Below are 13,939 nucleotides of genomic sequence, written 5' to 3'. Positions count from 1 at the left end.
TCGACGTAGGAGCGCAGCCCTCTGCGCGAACAATCACCGAGGGGCCAGCGCGCATCCAAGGCTAAGAGTTGAAGGTCAGAACGCCGTCTTGCACATCCACCTGGATCGTCTCACCCGGCGCAAACTCACCCTTCAACAAGGCCGTTGCCAATGGGTTTTCGACTTCGCGCTGAATGCTGCGCTTCAACGGACGTGCCCCGTACACGGGGTCATAACCCGCTTCACACAACAAGCTCATGGCGACATCGGTCAAGCTCAAGCCCAATTGCTGCTCGCCCAACCGCTTACGCAACATGCCCAGTTGAATTTCGGCAATGCCCCGAATCTGCGTTTCTTCCAGCGGGTGAAAGACCACAATTTCGTCCACCCGGTTGATGAACTCGGGGCGGAAATGCGTGCCCACCACATCCATTACCGCGCTCTTCATGGCGGCGTAATTGGCCTCGCCCGCCAGCGTCTGAATGACATCGCTGCCCAAGTTCGAGGTCATCACAATCACCGTATTGCGGAAGTCCACGGTGCGGCCCTGCCCATCGGTCAGACGACCGTCATCCAACACCTGCAAGAGGATATTGAATACGTCAGGGTGCGCTTTTTCCACTTCGTCGAGCAGAATCACGCTGTACGGGCGACGGCGCACGGCTTCGGTCAAATAACCGCCCTCTTCGTAGCCGACGTAGCCCGGAGGCGCACCGACCAAGCGCGCGACCGAATGCTTCTCCATAAATTCCGACATATCAATGCGCACCATGGCGTCTTGCGTATCAAACAAGAATTCCGCCAAGGCTTTGCACAGTTCGGTTTTACCCACCCCAGTCGGCCCCAAGAACAGGAACGAGCCATTGGGACGATTCGGGTCAGACAAGCCCGAACGCGAACGCCGCACTGCGTTGGACACCGACACCACGGCTTCGTGCTGGCCAATGACCTTGGCGTGCAGCGCCTCCTCCATGCGTACCAATTTGTCGCGCTCGCCTTCGAGCATTTTTTCCACCGGAATGCCGGTCCAGCGCGCAATGACCTGCGCAATGGACTCTTCCGTTACCTTGTTGTGCAGCAACTGCATGTCCATCATTTCGGCTTGGCTGGCCATATCTAACTGGCGCTCCAGGTCGGGAATGCGGCCGTACTGCAATTCTGACATCAGCGCCAAATCACCTTTACGGCGCGCCGCTTCGATTTGTTTGCGCGCTTCTTCTAATTGCTCTTTGATCTTCTGCGAGCCTTGCAAAGAAGCCTTTTCGGTATTCCAGATTTCGTCTAAATCGGCGTACTCGCGCTCCACTTGAGTAATGGTTTTACGCAGTTGCTCCAGCCGTTTACGTGCCGCCGCATCCTCTTCTTTCTTCAAGGCTTCGGCTTCGATCTTGAGCTGAATCAAGCGGCGTTCCAAACGGTCCATCGACTCTGGCTTGGAGTCAATTTCCATCCGGATGCGACTGGCCGCTTCGTCGATCAAATCAATCGCTTTATCCGGCAGTTGGCGGTCGGTGATGTAACGCTGCGACAGGGTGACGGCAGAGATCAATGCCGAGTCGGTGATGTTCACGCCATGGTGCACCTCATAGGCCTCTTTCAGCCCGCGCATAATGGCAATAGCGGCCTCTTCGCCTGGCTCTTCCACCAGCACCTTCTGGAAGCGACGTTCCAGCGCGCCGTCTTTCTCAATGTATTGGCGGTATTCGTTCAGCGTAGTGGCGCCCACACAGTGCAGCTCTCCGCGTGCCAAGGCAGGTTTCAGCATGTTACCGGCGTCCAACGCGCCTTCGCCTTTACCGGCGCCGACCATGGTGTGCAATTCGTCGATGAACAGGATGATCTGGCCGTCTTGCTTGGCCAATTCGTTAAGCACCGATTTTAAGCGCTCTTCAAATTCACCGCGATACTTTGCCCCGGCCAACAAGGAGCCCAAGTCGAGCGACAATACTTGTTTGTTCTTAAGGCTTTCGGGCACCTCACCGTTCACAATACGCTGCGCCAAGCCTTCCACAATCGCAGTTTTACCCACGCCAGGCTCACCGATCAGCACGGGGTTGTTTTTACGGCGACGCTGTAATACCTGAATGGTACGGCGAATTTCGTCGTCGCGACCGATCACCGGGTCCAACTTGCCCTGCAAAGCACGATCGGTCAGATTCACGGTGTATTTATCGAGCGCTTGCCGAGCGTCTTCGGATTCCTGCGAATCTACTTTGTCACCATTGCGTACGGTTTCAATCGCGGACTCCAACGCAGCGGCGGTTAGGCCACTGTCTGCCAGCAAACGAGCGATGCTGCTTTTGTCTTGTGTCATGGCAAGCAATACGAGCTCGCTGGACAAGAACTGATCCTGCTTTTTCTGCGCCAGCTTATCGGCCATGTTCATCACGCGGCCCAAGTCATTCGACATGTGCACGTCGCCATCGTGGTTGTCGATGGTGGGCATTTGTTGCAGGTATTCTTCCGTCGCGGCGCGCAACTTGGCCGGACTGACGTTCGCGTGACGTAACATGGGCAAGATGCTCGACCCTTGCTGGTCAAGCAAGGCGAGCAGCAAGTGCGCCGGCTCAATGAAATTATGGTCTCGACCGACGGCAATTGACTGCGCGTCAGACAGTGCCAGCTGAAGCTTGCTGGTCAGGCGATCAATACGCATGGTGCTCCTCCTGTAGGAACAAATTCTTGAATTGCTGTAGTTATGGGGGAGTAACTCGCGCTTTTCAACTACCGAGTACCGCTAAACCATTGAGCTGGATCAATCAAGCGAGCTAAGTTCACCCCACAGTCGGCGCTTGTTTCGCTCGCTATAAGCGCGCATGATCAACCCTCGGGCAGCACGTTGCTTATCGTTACCAGTTTAGAGCACTTGGCGCGCCCCACGGATTTTCAATTGAAGGGAGCATGTCATCATGCACATTGTCATCGTTGGTGGAGGGGCCGGCGGCCTTGGCCTAGCAACGCGCCTAGGGCGCAAACTGGGTAAACGCAAGCGCGCTCAAATCACTCTGGTGGATCGCAACCAAACGCACATCTGGAAACCACTGCTGCACGAAGTTGCCACTGGCTCGCTCGACGCCGGGGTCGACGAAGTCAGTTACCGCGCGCACGCGCACAACCACCACTTTCGCTTCGTGCTCGGCACCATGAGCCAACTGGACCGCACGGCCAAAACCATTACGCTGTCGCCCTTACAGTCGCCAGAAGGCAAAGACGTTTTGCCGGAACGGACGCTCAACTACGACCATCTGGTGCTCGCCATTGGCTCGGTATCGAACGACTTCGGCGTAGAAGGCATTGCCGAGCACTGCATCTTTCTCGACACGCACCAGCAAGCCGAGCGTTTTCGACAGCGCTTGGTGCACGGCTTTTTGCGCTTGGATCAACAGTTGGAAACGTTTCCCGAAGCCCAGTTGAACATCGCCATTGTGGGCGGTGGTGCGACGGGCGTCGAGCTGGCGGCAGAACTCTACAATGCGGCGGAACTGTTCAAGGTGTATGGGCTCGACCGTGTGTCACTCAAGCACTTAAAAGTTACCTTGCTGGAGGCGGGCCAACGCATTTTACCGGCGCTGCCGGACCGCATTGCCTTGTCCGCGCAACAAGAGCTGCGCGCGCTGGGTGTGGATGTACGGACACAGGCCAAGGTTGTTAAAGCCGATGATTTGGGGCTGCACACCGCAGACGGTGAACTGATCGCCAGTGACTTGATGGTGTGGGCGGCGGGCATCAAAGCCCCGGACTTCATGCACCAAATCGGCGGATTGGAAACCAACCGCGCTAATCAGGTCGTCGTTAATACCCACCTGAACCCGGCCGACGATGCACACATTCATGTGATTGGCGACTGCGCCGCCTGTCCGCTGCCCGATCGCAAGTGGGTACCGCCGCGCGCGCAATCAGCGCACCAAATGGCTTCCTTAGTGTATCGCAATATTGTAGCGACACTGGCTGGCAAGCCATTGAAGGCCTTTGAGTACAAAGATCATGGCTCGCTGATCTCCCTCAGTCACTACAGCACGGTCGGTAGCCTGATGGGCAACCTGACCAAGGGCAGCATGATGATTGAAGGACGCTTGGCGCGGGTGATGTATATCTCGCTGTATCGCCTGCATCAGCTCGCGTTGCACGGCTGGCTGCGGATGATTTTGATTGCCGTTGTGAAGCGGGTGAATCACATTTTGAAACCGCGTTTGAAGTTGCATTAGAGAGGGTTCGGCCAGGGGGCTGGCCTCCTACGGGCAAGGTTCGGCCAGTAGGAGCGCAGCCCTCCTACAGGTAAGCTTCAACGTAGGAGCGCAGCCCTCTGCGCGAAGAGGTATACGGTAAGGTTCGACGTAGGATCGCAGCCCTCTCCACACAAGCGGCGCGAAGAATTGCTATTGGCGCGTCAGATGCCGCAAACGCCATCCAGTGGCGAGTAACGCCACCGCATAAACCAACATGCCTACGACCACCAGTGCCGTTAACGCGCGGACTCGCCCCCACAGCTCGGCATCTAACCACCATTGCGTGCCCGGCATCAGCGCCCACAATACCGCCGCCATAGCGCCCGAGGCCATTAACACACCCAGGGTACGCGGATGGCGCAACAAAGCGATTGGGTTAAACAAACCCACTTTGGTTAAACCGGCGGCCAAGAGTCCGGCGTTCAGCCAGGCGGACATCGTAGTCGCCAATGCTAACCCGACGTGCGCCAACGGCCAGATCAGTATCAGGTTAAACACCATGTTGGCCACCAAGGCGATGATGGCAATGCGTACCGGCGTACGCATGTCCTGTCGGCTGAAAAATCCGGGGGCCAACACTTTCACCAGCATAAAGGCCACCAAGCCACCGCTGTACGCCATCAAACTGTGCGCACTGCGTGTGACGTCATTCGCCGTCATTGCACCGTAGAAGAACAGCGTACTGAGAATGGGCACCGCCAGCACCGCTAAGGCGACGGCCGCGGGCACACCCAGCAACAGCACAATGCGCGTGGCCCAATGCAGGCTGTCACGGAAGGCGGTGTCGTCTTTTTTGGCAACTTCTGCCGACAGCGACGGCAGCACTACAGTGGCAATGGCGATACCGATGACACCCAGCGGTAATTCAACCAAACGGTCCGAGTAATACAGCCACGCCACGCTGCCCGCTTCCAACCAAGAAGCCAGCACGGTATCGAGCAGCAAATTGATCTGCGCCACGCTCACCCCCAGCATTGCCGGGGCCATTAATTTCAGAATCCGCGTGACACCGGGGTGTCGCCAGTCCCATACCGGTTTCGGCAACAACGACAACTGCACCAAGAACGGTGCCTGAAACAGCAACTGCGCCACCCCGGCAATAAACACGCCCCACGCAAAAGCGTGTGCAGGGGTGGGCACATAGGGCGTTAGCCAAAAAGCCGCGCCTATTAAGCTTAGGTTAAGCAATACAGGCGTTAACGCCGGAATGGCGTAGCGCCCATAGGTGTTCAGAATGCCGCCCGCAAAGGCGGTCAGCGAAATAAAGCCTAAATAAGGAAAGGTGATGCGGATCAGTTCGGTGGTCAGGGCCAGTTTGTCGGGGTATTGGTGAAAACCCGAGGCAAATAACCATGTTATGCCTGGTGCGGCTATTAAGGCCAATGTACAGACCACAAACAACGAGAAACCCAGCGCCATAAAGACGCGATTGACCAACGCCTGTACAGCCGCCAAGCCACCTTCTTCTTTATACTCTGCCAGCACCGGCACAAAAGCCTGTGCGAACGCGCCTTCGGCAAACAGGCGGCGGAAGAAGTTAGGGATTTTGAACGCGACGTAAAACGCATCGGCGGCGTTGGTGGCGCCCAGTACGGCGGCCATGACGACGTCACGTACCAGCCCGAGCACGCGTGACGTCATGGTACCGGCACTGACAATCGCGGAGCTTTTTAGTAGGCGGGAACCAGCCATGGCGTGTATATTCCTAACGCAACTTGAAGTTGCCGCAGTGTAATGGAAAATTACCGCCCTGCGTAGTGACTCCACATCTACCTATATCGGCATCATCATGCGTTTTGGTTGACAACACTGGGCAGTCGCTCTAGAATCGCGCGCTCTCTTTGGTGGGGTTTGTTAATTAAACACCTATCATGAGCTTAATTTTGTAATAGGAGCGCACACACTGTGGCAAACAACCCTGGTTCTCGTAAACGTGCACGTCAGTCGGTAGTCCGCCGTGCACACAATGCTAGCCTGCGCTCTATGGTCCGCACATATGTGAAGAAAGTAGTTGCTCAGATTGAAACTGGCGATTACGAGGCAGCCAAAACCGCTTTGTCTGCCGCACAGCCTAAATTGGACGGTATGGCTCGTAAGGGCATTATCTCCAAGAACAAAGCTTCGCGCACCATGAGCCGTTTGTCTGGTCACGTTAAAGCGCTGAAAGCGTAATAACGACCGACAAGGTCCTAGCGTCTCTTCGGAGGCAGAAAAAAAGCCAGCGTAAGCTGGCTTTTTTGTGTGTGGCGGTTTTAGTCCGCAGGGCTCTCGGGGTATGCCTCCGGCGCGCTCCGGCAGGCCTAAACGCGCACCTTGAGGCATACGCCCTGCGCCCTACTTGATCCTGACTCCAAGGCAGAGGCCAAAAAATCAGATTGAGTATCAGTCAATCTGCTTTCAGATAGTTCCATGATGCTGAACTGCAGTGGGCGCAGGGTGTGTGCCATAAAGCGCGCCTTTCGGCCTGCCGTGAAGCGCTGATGGCACACCCCGAGAGCCCATGGTGCTTAACGGAAGTTAGTAACTATGATACCAATCGCCCTGACTGAAAATCACGAATAGCCTGCTCGATTTCTTGCGGCGTATTCATCACGAATGGCCCGTACTGCGCCACGGGCTCTTTCAGGGGCTGACCGGCGATCAACAACGCGCCGCTGTCGGCTTGTGCTTGGATCACTACGCGCTCGCCTTCGCTCAACACGGCTACCTCACCTTCACGGATAACCTGACCCGCCACGTTCAACTCACCCTTGTAGGCGTAAATGAAACCGGTGTGCTCGACAGGCAACTCGTGTTCAAAGTCACCCGCTTGCTGCCAACGCACATCAAAGAAGCGCGGCTGCGTCGCCACACCACTGACCGGGCCGGTCACGCCATTCAGTGAGCCCGCCAACACGCGCACCTTGCCCACGGGTACATCTACCTCGGGCACGTCGCTCGCAGGAATGTCTTGGTAGCGCGGGTTAATCATCTTGTCTTTGGCTGGCAGGTTTACCCACAGCTGAAAACCCCACAGTAAACCATTCTCTTGCTGCGGCATTTCTTCGTGAATAATGCCACGCCCTGCCGTCATCCACTGAATGGAGCCAGGCCCCAAGTAACCTTCGCTGCCCATGTGGTCGCGGTGGCGCACACTGCCTTCGATCAAGTAGGTCACTGTTTCAAAGCCGCGGTGCGGGTGCGATGGAAAGCCCGCAATGTAGTCGTTCGGGTCGTCCGACTTGAATTCATCCAGCATCAGGAAGGGGTCCAAACGCTGCAAATACGGATTGCCAATGATGCGCGACAGACTCACGCCCGCGCCGTCTTGTGTCGGCATGCCCTTGGCTAAACGGGTCACTGTTCTGGTGCTCATGATCATTTCCTCTTCATTTGAGTGATGCTGGTAGCTTAGACCCGGCAACAACACTTGAATAACGGAATAATCTGGCGGATGATTTCAAAAAGTTTGAATGAGTGCCACCCATGGCCCACAACCCCATCACCATTGATTTGATCAAGACGCTCGACGCCATTGACCGCCACGGCAGTTTCGCCGCCGCCGCCGAGCATTTGCATAAGGTCCCTTCGGCACTGACCTACACCCTGCAAAAATGCGAGAAAGACCTCGACATCATCTTATTTGACCGCAGCGGACACCGCGCGGAGTGGACTGAAAGTGCGCGGCATATTTTAAAAGAAGGTCGCCATATTCTGACCTCGCTTGATAACTTGGCCCACAGTTCGCAGCGCTTGGCCGATGGTTGGACGACGCAATACAGCTTGGCGCTCGACCATGTATTGGACTTCAGCCAAGTCGTCCCGCTGCTCAGCCAAGCTCAGCAAGACATCCCTTGGGTGCCCATTCACATTCAGCAAGGCACGCTCTCCGGCACGTGGGAGTTGTTGATCAACCATCAGGTCGACTTGGTGTTGGCACCCAATTTGTCGAAACCTAATGCTGCAGGCATTCAAACGCAGGTCATTGGCAACATGCAAATGGTGCTGGCGGTAGCCAGAAACCACCCCCTCGCCGCCGGTGAACACGCCCTGACCGAAGACGACATGGCCGACTACCCAGTGGTCACGGTAAAAGATACCGCACGACAGATTGCACCGCTGACCGCCGGGATACGCAAACGCAAGCGCGAAGTGATGGTGCCGGACATGGGCACCAAAATCACCGCGCAAAAACAGGGTTTGGGGATCGGTTTCCTGCCCCTGCACCGTATTCAAAAAGAAGTACTCAGCGGCGAATTGGTGGTGAAAGAACTGGTCGACCAGCCCGATGTTTCCGACATTCAAATCGTTGCGGGCTGGCGTCAGGGCGACAGCGACAAAACGCATCAATGGGTCATGCAGCATCTTCACTTAGTACAGATCAGCGGCCTACCAACATAGCGCGCTACAGAGCAGTACCGACCAAAGAACCCAGCGAGGAAACGCTTCGTGCACATATCAATGCGACCGACGCACTCAGTCGTCAGCGACTGGAACAGTAACCCGCTTTTCGGCGGGGTGTATTCTTTTTTGCGCCCGCAAGGCACCCCCGATGATCGCCAACGGCTGGCACAAGAAATACTGCCCAATTTATGGCTGGCCGGTGAATACAATTGGGCCGATGGACCAGGCACCCTGCACGGCGCTGTGTTCAGCGGCGAACGTGCGGCACACAATGTATTAGCTCAGGGCAATGCCGCTCAGCAAGTCATTGTTATAGGCGCTGGCCTCGCCGGACTATCAGCCGCACAGCTTTTAAGTCAACAAGGCTACGCTGTTACCGTTCTGGAAGCCTCCCCTTTTGTGGGTGGGCGCGCACGCTCCGACAGCAGCATGGGCGTCAGCGTTCCCTTAGGCGGCGCGTGGCTGCACGGGCATCAGTCGCATCCCTTAGCCTCAGACGTCAGCCATGTAGCCTGGCCGAATTGGCAACCGGTCAACACCTTTTTGGTAGACCACGGGCAAATCTCCAACGCCTGCGTTGAGCGCGTGTCGGCTCTCTTGGCCCGCTTAGAAAGCCACTGGAATACCCAGACAGGACTTTCCCTGAGTGTGGCTGAAGCGCGGCAAAGAAGTGCAGAAGAAAACGCCTTAAAGCCAGAGAACGCAGCAGACCAGCACGTACTGGACGGCTGGATACGCTTCGCCTACAGCAGTCTGATTTCTGCCCCATTGCATGAACTCAGTGTTGAACACCGTGAAGAGCCGTATTTTTTGACCGGGCAAAATCATCTCATTACAGGTGGACTACCAGACGCCATAGCACGACGAGCGGCAGGCTTGGATATAAAACTGAACCAGCAAGTTCTCGCGCTGGAAAAATCTGCGTCACAGTGGGCCGTACGCACCCGCGATGGACAGACCCTGCTTGCAGATCACGTAATCTGCGCCACGCCAGTCACCGCCCTAAGAGATGAGCGCCTGCATGTGTCACCGTCGTTGCCATCCGATGTGCAACGCTGTCTAAGCAACATCGGTTTTGGCAAAGTGGCTAAAACGTTTTTCCGTTTTCCGGAACGGTGCTGGGGTGACCGGCTGGGATTCTTAATTACCGGCCCCACTGCCCCACCGTACGAGACATTTGTAGATATGACACAAGTGACGGGCAGCCCTACTCTTTGTGCGTTCTCAACGGGAGAAAACGCCCTACGGGCGGAACAGCGCAGCCCGGAGGATCGCCTCAACGTGGTGTCTGAATTGTTAATAAGAGCTCAAGTGCGATAAACATACGCATCAGCGCACTATACGTAGCTCGTTGAGCGTTACATCACCCTCTGCATAGGCGATACAAGGCAAAATATACCCTTCGCTGCGAGCCGTTTCGTCGAGGCCATACGGCTGTCGCCCGCGGTAGTCGACAGCGCCCGCCACCAAACGGCAACGACACACACCACACGCCCCGTTCACACAGGCTTTGCGCACCGCCAAGCCATGGCGAGCAAGCGCTTCGTACAGTGTTTCGCCTGTTTGCGTGGCATACCGCTGCGCTTCCACTTGAATATAAATCGACATGAGCAATGCCTCTGTGCGACTCAACGCCTTTATACTAGAGACTACAGCAATGTTTCGAACTCACCACAGACTAGGTGTATCGGTCCTAGCGGCGAGTCTGGCTTTCCATGTAGCTGCGCAGTAACTTGTTAATTCGGGTCTGGTAGCCTTGGCCTTGAGACTTAAACCAAACCAAAACATCACTATCTAGGCGCAATGTAACCGGCTGTTTGGACGGGACTCGGAGTTCCGCATTCTGGAAAAAAGCATCATCCAGTTCTTGAATGTCGCTGGTATCAATGGCTTCATCATCCATGTCAGATAGTCGTTTCCAATCAGTCTTTGATGCTTTGCTCATAACGACGTACCTCGTAGTTGGTCGCTTTTCGGGCCGAGATGATTCGGATCGTACCTTCATGGCGCTCTATATACACCACAACACCAATAAGATGTTGTATCCAGCCAATGCCTATCCAGCGCTCTTCACCCTAGTTTTCTCGGTCATCCAGTAAAGTCAACATGGGGTGGTTAAACATGTCTTTGACATCTGCGAAGTCGATTCCATGCTTTCGAATATTGATCCTATTCTTGACTTCATCCCGCTCAAAGAGCATGCCCACTCCTGTATTTACATTTGTACGTACAATTCTACGCTAATGCTCTTCGTTCGTCACTCTCCACGACGAGCACCACGACGAGCACCACGACGAGCACCACGACGAGCACCACGACGAGCACCACGACGAACACCACGCTAGTTCACCCGCATTTACAACCCCGTGTACCTGATGACTGTAAGCACATTTCCATATTCTCCGTGCGCCAACCGACTGCATTCATTGGCGTAAAATTTTGTGACATTCATTGTTGCTGGTAACGTATAGAAGTAGGGGGCATTAGATACAAATGATCAATAACGCCTCGGGTCAAATGACCTACTGCAACACATCCGGGTCGTTCAGCAGCGGGTCGTGCCATTCAGGCACCAGCTGGCCTTCTTCCCCTTCACACTCGCTGTATCTTGGATAGCCTTGGCTCCATGTGAGGTTCTTGACGGATAGCCAGTCTCGGATGGTCTCGGCGTCGGTGTCCTGAATATCGTATACACCTGCTGGGGTTTTGCTGTAATGCAGCCAGTTCTGCCCTACCAATTCAAAGCCTTTTATCGGATCGTCCGACATCCGACTATGATAAACCTTGCCCCACATCAAAATATCTGGCAAACCGTTTTCATCGAAATCCCCCATATACATTTTCATATAGGACCGCCGAGCAGGCAGTAGCAGATCAACCAACACATGCGTGCCACTTTGAGCGATGTGCTGCGGCAGCACCAACTGGGACTCTACGGTTCTGTCTGGACCAAAAACCTCTATGGCTTAATGTTCGAACAACCAATCCTCCCCAGTGTTCTAACTACCCTCACCCGTATGGATACGTCCACCTGAGAGGGGCCGAGAGGCAAGGCTGTTGAGAGTAACCCGCGTTCTTCAATCAGAAGCTCCAGGCGCTTCAACGCTCTGTATTTCAGCTGGATCTAGTGGGTTTTTGGTACTCATTGTCTCTCCTTGCTTTTGTCATTGTGATTACTATCCAGTCCTTTCGACTTAATTCTCTCCAGTTTAAAGCGCTTTCCGCAATCTGGTCTACACTCTAAAGGTGCTCAGGCCAGTGCTTAGAAAAGCAGATCACACCCTGAACACGTCACAAGGATATAACCGCAGACGACAAAAGATGCCACACATCTAAACCCAGTCATCCGCTTAGAAGGTACTTGCTCATGCTGAATATATGGAACCGTTTGGCGATACGTTCTCGCCTGTACATTGCACTGGCGCTGTTGCTCAGTGCGACGCTCATTATAGCTTTAAGTATTCAAACCCACCTCTACCAAACCTCCCGCTTGCAGGATGTGTTCGCCCGCGAACTGCCGGCTCAGCTTGATGCGCTGGGTAACGACATCGCGTTGCGCATTGAGCCCGGCATCACCGGTTCGTCTATGCTGGTCAACAGCACTTATTTGCAGAACTGGGTGCGTGCCGGTGCGCCCGTCAGTGAACATGGGGCGATCACAGCTTACCTGTCTGCTATGCACGAGAGGTTAGGCGCCGACAACTTGTTCATCACCCCCCACATCAACGGTCAGACTTACTTCTATTTGTACGACCAAGGTGAACTCATAGTACGTGAAGTGCTGACGGACAGCGGCGACGACTGGTACTTCAACTTCGTGGGCTCCGGCCAAACGTACGAATTGAACTTGAACACCGATGAATTCACGGGCGACAGCCTGTTCATTTTCGTGAACTACAGCAGTCAGGTCCGCTCGGGCCAAAACCCGCTGATTGTGGGTGGCGTGGGCATGAACATGGACCAACTGACCTCGATGCTGCAAGACTATCGCATTGGCGAAACTGGTCGTGTGATGCTGGCTAATCGGCAGGGCGAGATCGAGGTGCGGTCGGCCACCGGCATACTGCCCAGCTTAAGCGCACTGCCCGATGCGCAGGACATTCTTGCGGCCGAACGCCGCTTCGAGGTTCGGGAGATCACCATTGGCGGCGAAGAGTTGCTGATCGGCTCGCTCTGGCTACCGTCCATTCAGCGTTTTATCGTGGCTGAAATTGAGCGCCGTGAAATCATGGCCCCTATTCGCCAACTGCTGCACATCAGCCTGATTGTGGGTGCGGTGCTGTTGCTGGTGTGTACAGCGGTGCTCTGGCCTGTGGTGCATAACCTCAGCCAGCCGATCGTGCAATTGCAACGACAAGTGCGGCACATCACCGCGAACCTCGACCTCGGTGAACGAGTGCAGTTACGAGACAAAGCCGAGCTGGGGGATTTAGCCGACCATATCAACTCCTTGATAGACCGCATTGCCGGGGCTATTTCTGAGGTGAACGTCACCGCTGAGAACACCTCGGCCGCCTCTACACAGCTCACTGGCTACGCCACCGACGTAAGCCATTCGGCGCAGGAGCAACAAAGCTCACTGGAAAGCGTCTCGGCGTCGATGGAAGAGATCACCGGGCAGGTACGTGAAGTGGCCGATCTGGCGCACAACGTGAGCGATCATTCCGAGCAAGGGCGAGCCCAACTGCAACAGGCTACCGACCACTTGGAAGCAAGCGTGCAGAAAATCACGGCCTTAGAAACCAGCTTGCAGAAAAATGAACAGGATCTGGCGCGCTTGAAAACCACCACCGACAACATTGTGCAGGTCATTGATGTGATTCGTGGCATTTCTGAGCAGACCAATTTGCTGGCGTTGAATGCGGCCATTGAAGCAGCGCGAGCTGGTGAACACGGACGCGGGTTTGCAGTGGTGGCCGACGAGGTACGCACCCTGTCTTCACGCACACACGACTCCACCAACGACATTCAAGCCATGATTCTGCAACTGACTGGCGCGGTCGACGAGGTGTATGCCCGCATGCAAGAGAGCGCGCGACACGGCGAAGACGGCCTCAGCAGTGTGGTGGAAACCCAGTCGCTACTGAGCAAGATGGCGTCTGGTCTAGCCAGTATCTTTGATCTGAACCGTCAAATAGCCTCTGGCACGCAGGAGCAAAGCACCGCGGTCAGTGAGATCAGCCACCACATGACGTTGCTGAATGACCATGGCCGCCGTACGCGTGATCTGTGTGAACAGACGGATACGGCCACGCGAAACATCAATAAAGAAGTCGAGAAACTGCGCGCCAATGTGGGGGTGTTTCAAGGCATTTGAGGTGCATAAAGCAGAGCGGCGGGTGTAAACACCC

Annotated in this window: 11 protein-coding genes and 1 pseudogene; 5 read left to right on the top strand and 7 right to left on the bottom strand. The window is 55.3% G+C overall.

What is annotated here, in order from left to right:
• Positions 1–61: 61 nt before the first annotated feature.
• Positions 62–2,635: an ATP-dependent chaperone ClpB gene (gene clpB / locus NFC81_RS03410; protein ID WP_304996136.1), complete on the bottom strand. Its 2,574-nt coding sequence runs from the start codon at positions 2,633–2,635 to the stop codon at positions 62–64.
• Between the two features lie 253 nt (positions 2,636–2,888).
• On the opposite strand from clpB, the gene NFC81_RS03405 reads away from it, so the two are divergent.
• Positions 2,889–4,184: an NAD(P)/FAD-dependent oxidoreductase gene (locus NFC81_RS03405; RefSeq protein WP_370529885.1), complete on the top strand. Its 1,296-nt coding sequence runs from the start codon at positions 2,889–2,891 to the stop codon at positions 4,182–4,184.
• Between the two features lie 171 nt (positions 4,185–4,355).
• Here NFC81_RS03405 and murJ read toward each other — a convergent pair whose 3' ends face one another.
• Positions 4,356–5,897, bottom strand: a complete 1,542-nt coding sequence (murJ, locus tag NFC81_RS03400) for a murein biosynthesis integral membrane protein MurJ (RefSeq protein WP_304996135.1) — start codon at positions 5,895–5,897, stop codon at positions 4,356–4,358.
• Positions 5,898–6,110: 213 nt separating this feature from the next.
• Here murJ and rpsT point away from each other — a divergent pair, with 213 nt between their 5' ends.
• Positions 6,111–6,377, top strand: a complete 267-nt coding sequence (rpsT, locus tag NFC81_RS03395) for a 30S ribosomal protein S20 (protein ID WP_304996134.1) — start codon at positions 6,111–6,113, stop codon at positions 6,375–6,377.
• A 352-nt stretch (positions 6,378–6,729) separates the two neighbouring features.
• Here rpsT and NFC81_RS03390 read toward each other — a convergent pair whose 3' ends face one another.
• Positions 6,730–7,560 (bottom strand): pirin family protein, encoded by an 831-nt coding sequence (locus tag NFC81_RS03390; protein ID WP_304996133.1) that lies wholly within the window; start codon positions 7,558–7,560, stop codon positions 6,730–6,732.
• Between the two features lie 110 nt (positions 7,561–7,670).
• Between NFC81_RS03390 and NFC81_RS03385 the strand changes: the two genes are divergently transcribed.
• Together NFC81_RS03385 and NFC81_RS03380 are read left to right on the top strand one after the other, a co-directional pair.
• Positions 7,671–8,585, top strand: coding sequence for a LysR substrate-binding domain-containing protein (locus tag NFC81_RS03385; protein WP_304996132.1), 915 nt, complete (start codon positions 7,671–7,673; stop codon positions 8,583–8,585).
• 48 nt (positions 8,586–8,633) lie between these two features.
• Positions 8,634–9,908: an FAD-dependent oxidoreductase gene (locus tag NFC81_RS03380; protein ID WP_304996131.1), complete on the top strand. Its 1,275-nt coding sequence runs from the start codon at positions 8,634–8,636 to the stop codon at positions 9,906–9,908.
• Between the two features lie 9 nt (positions 9,909–9,917).
• Here the strand turns inward: NFC81_RS03380 and NFC81_RS03375 are convergent, their stop codons facing one another.
• From NFC81_RS03375 to NFC81_RS03365, 4 genes and pseudogenes are all read right to left on the bottom strand, one after another.
• A complete protein-coding gene (locus NFC81_RS03375; protein ID WP_304996130.1) occupies positions 9,918–10,196 on the bottom strand; it encodes a 2Fe-2S iron-sulfur cluster-binding protein in 279 nt (92 codons plus the stop codon).
• Between the two features lie 85 nt (positions 10,197–10,281).
• Complete coding sequence (locus tag NFC81_RS03370) at positions 10,282–10,533, bottom strand: BrnA antitoxin family protein (protein WP_304996129.1); 252 nt, start codon at positions 10,531–10,533, stop codon at positions 10,282–10,284.
• Positions 10,511–10,651 (bottom strand): annotated as a pseudogene (locus NFC81_RS15970) (BrnT family toxin); the annotation flags it as partial. The gene NFC81_RS03370 and the pseudogene NFC81_RS15970, both read right to left, overlap by 23 nt.
• Before the next feature lie 459 nt (positions 10,652–11,110).
• Entirely contained in the window at positions 11,111–11,434 is a 324-nt protein-coding gene (locus NFC81_RS03365; protein ID WP_304996128.1) for a hypothetical protein, read from the bottom strand.
• Between the two features lie 521 nt (positions 11,435–11,955).
• Here NFC81_RS03365 and NFC81_RS03360 point away from each other — a divergent pair.
• Positions 11,956–13,905: a methyl-accepting chemotaxis protein gene (locus NFC81_RS03360; protein WP_304996127.1), complete on the top strand. Its 1,950-nt coding sequence runs from the start codon at positions 11,956–11,958 to the stop codon at positions 13,903–13,905.
• Positions 13,906–13,939: the final 34 nt, after the last annotated feature.

The sequence above is a fragment of the Salinispirillum sp. LH 10-3-1 genome, from assembly GCF_030643825.1.
GTDB lineage: Bacteria > Pseudomonadota > Gammaproteobacteria > Pseudomonadales > Natronospirillaceae > Salinispirillum.
This window is presented reverse-complemented; position numbering and strand designations above follow the sequence as displayed.

Excerpts from the sequence above, each read along its gene's own strand:
- murJ (WP_304996135.1), bottom strand. The coding sequence starts at position 5,897 with ATGGCTGGTTCCCGCCTACTAAAAAGCTCCGCGATTGTCAGTGCCGGT.
- NFC81_RS03360 (WP_304996127.1), top strand. The coding sequence starts at position 11,956 with ATGCTGAATATATGGAACCGTTTGGCGATACGTTCTCGCCTGTACATT.
- NFC81_RS03375 (WP_304996130.1), bottom strand. The coding sequence starts at position 10,196 with ATGTCGATTTATATTCAAGTGGAAGCGCAGCGGTATGCCACGCAAACA.
- NFC81_RS03385 (WP_304996132.1), top strand. The coding sequence starts at position 7,671 with ATGGCCCACAACCCCATCACCATTGATTTGATCAAGACGCTCGACGCC.
- NFC81_RS03370 (WP_304996129.1), bottom strand. The coding sequence starts at position 10,533 with ATGAGCAAAGCATCAAAGACTGATTGGAAACGACTATCTGACATGGAT.
- NFC81_RS03405 (WP_370529885.1), top strand. The coding sequence starts at position 2,889 with ATGCACATTGTCATCGTTGGTGGAGGGGCCGGCGGCCTTGGCCTAGCA.
- NFC81_RS03365 (WP_304996128.1), bottom strand. The coding sequence starts at position 11,434 with ATGAAAATGTATATGGGGGATTTCGATGAAAACGGTTTGCCAGATATT.
- NFC81_RS03390 (WP_304996133.1), bottom strand. The coding sequence starts at position 7,560 with ATGAGCACCAGAACAGTGACCCGTTTAGCCAAGGGCATGCCGACACAA.
- clpB (WP_304996136.1), bottom strand. The coding sequence starts at position 2,635 with ATGCGTATTGATCGCCTGACCAGCAAGCTTCAGCTGGCACTGTCTGAC.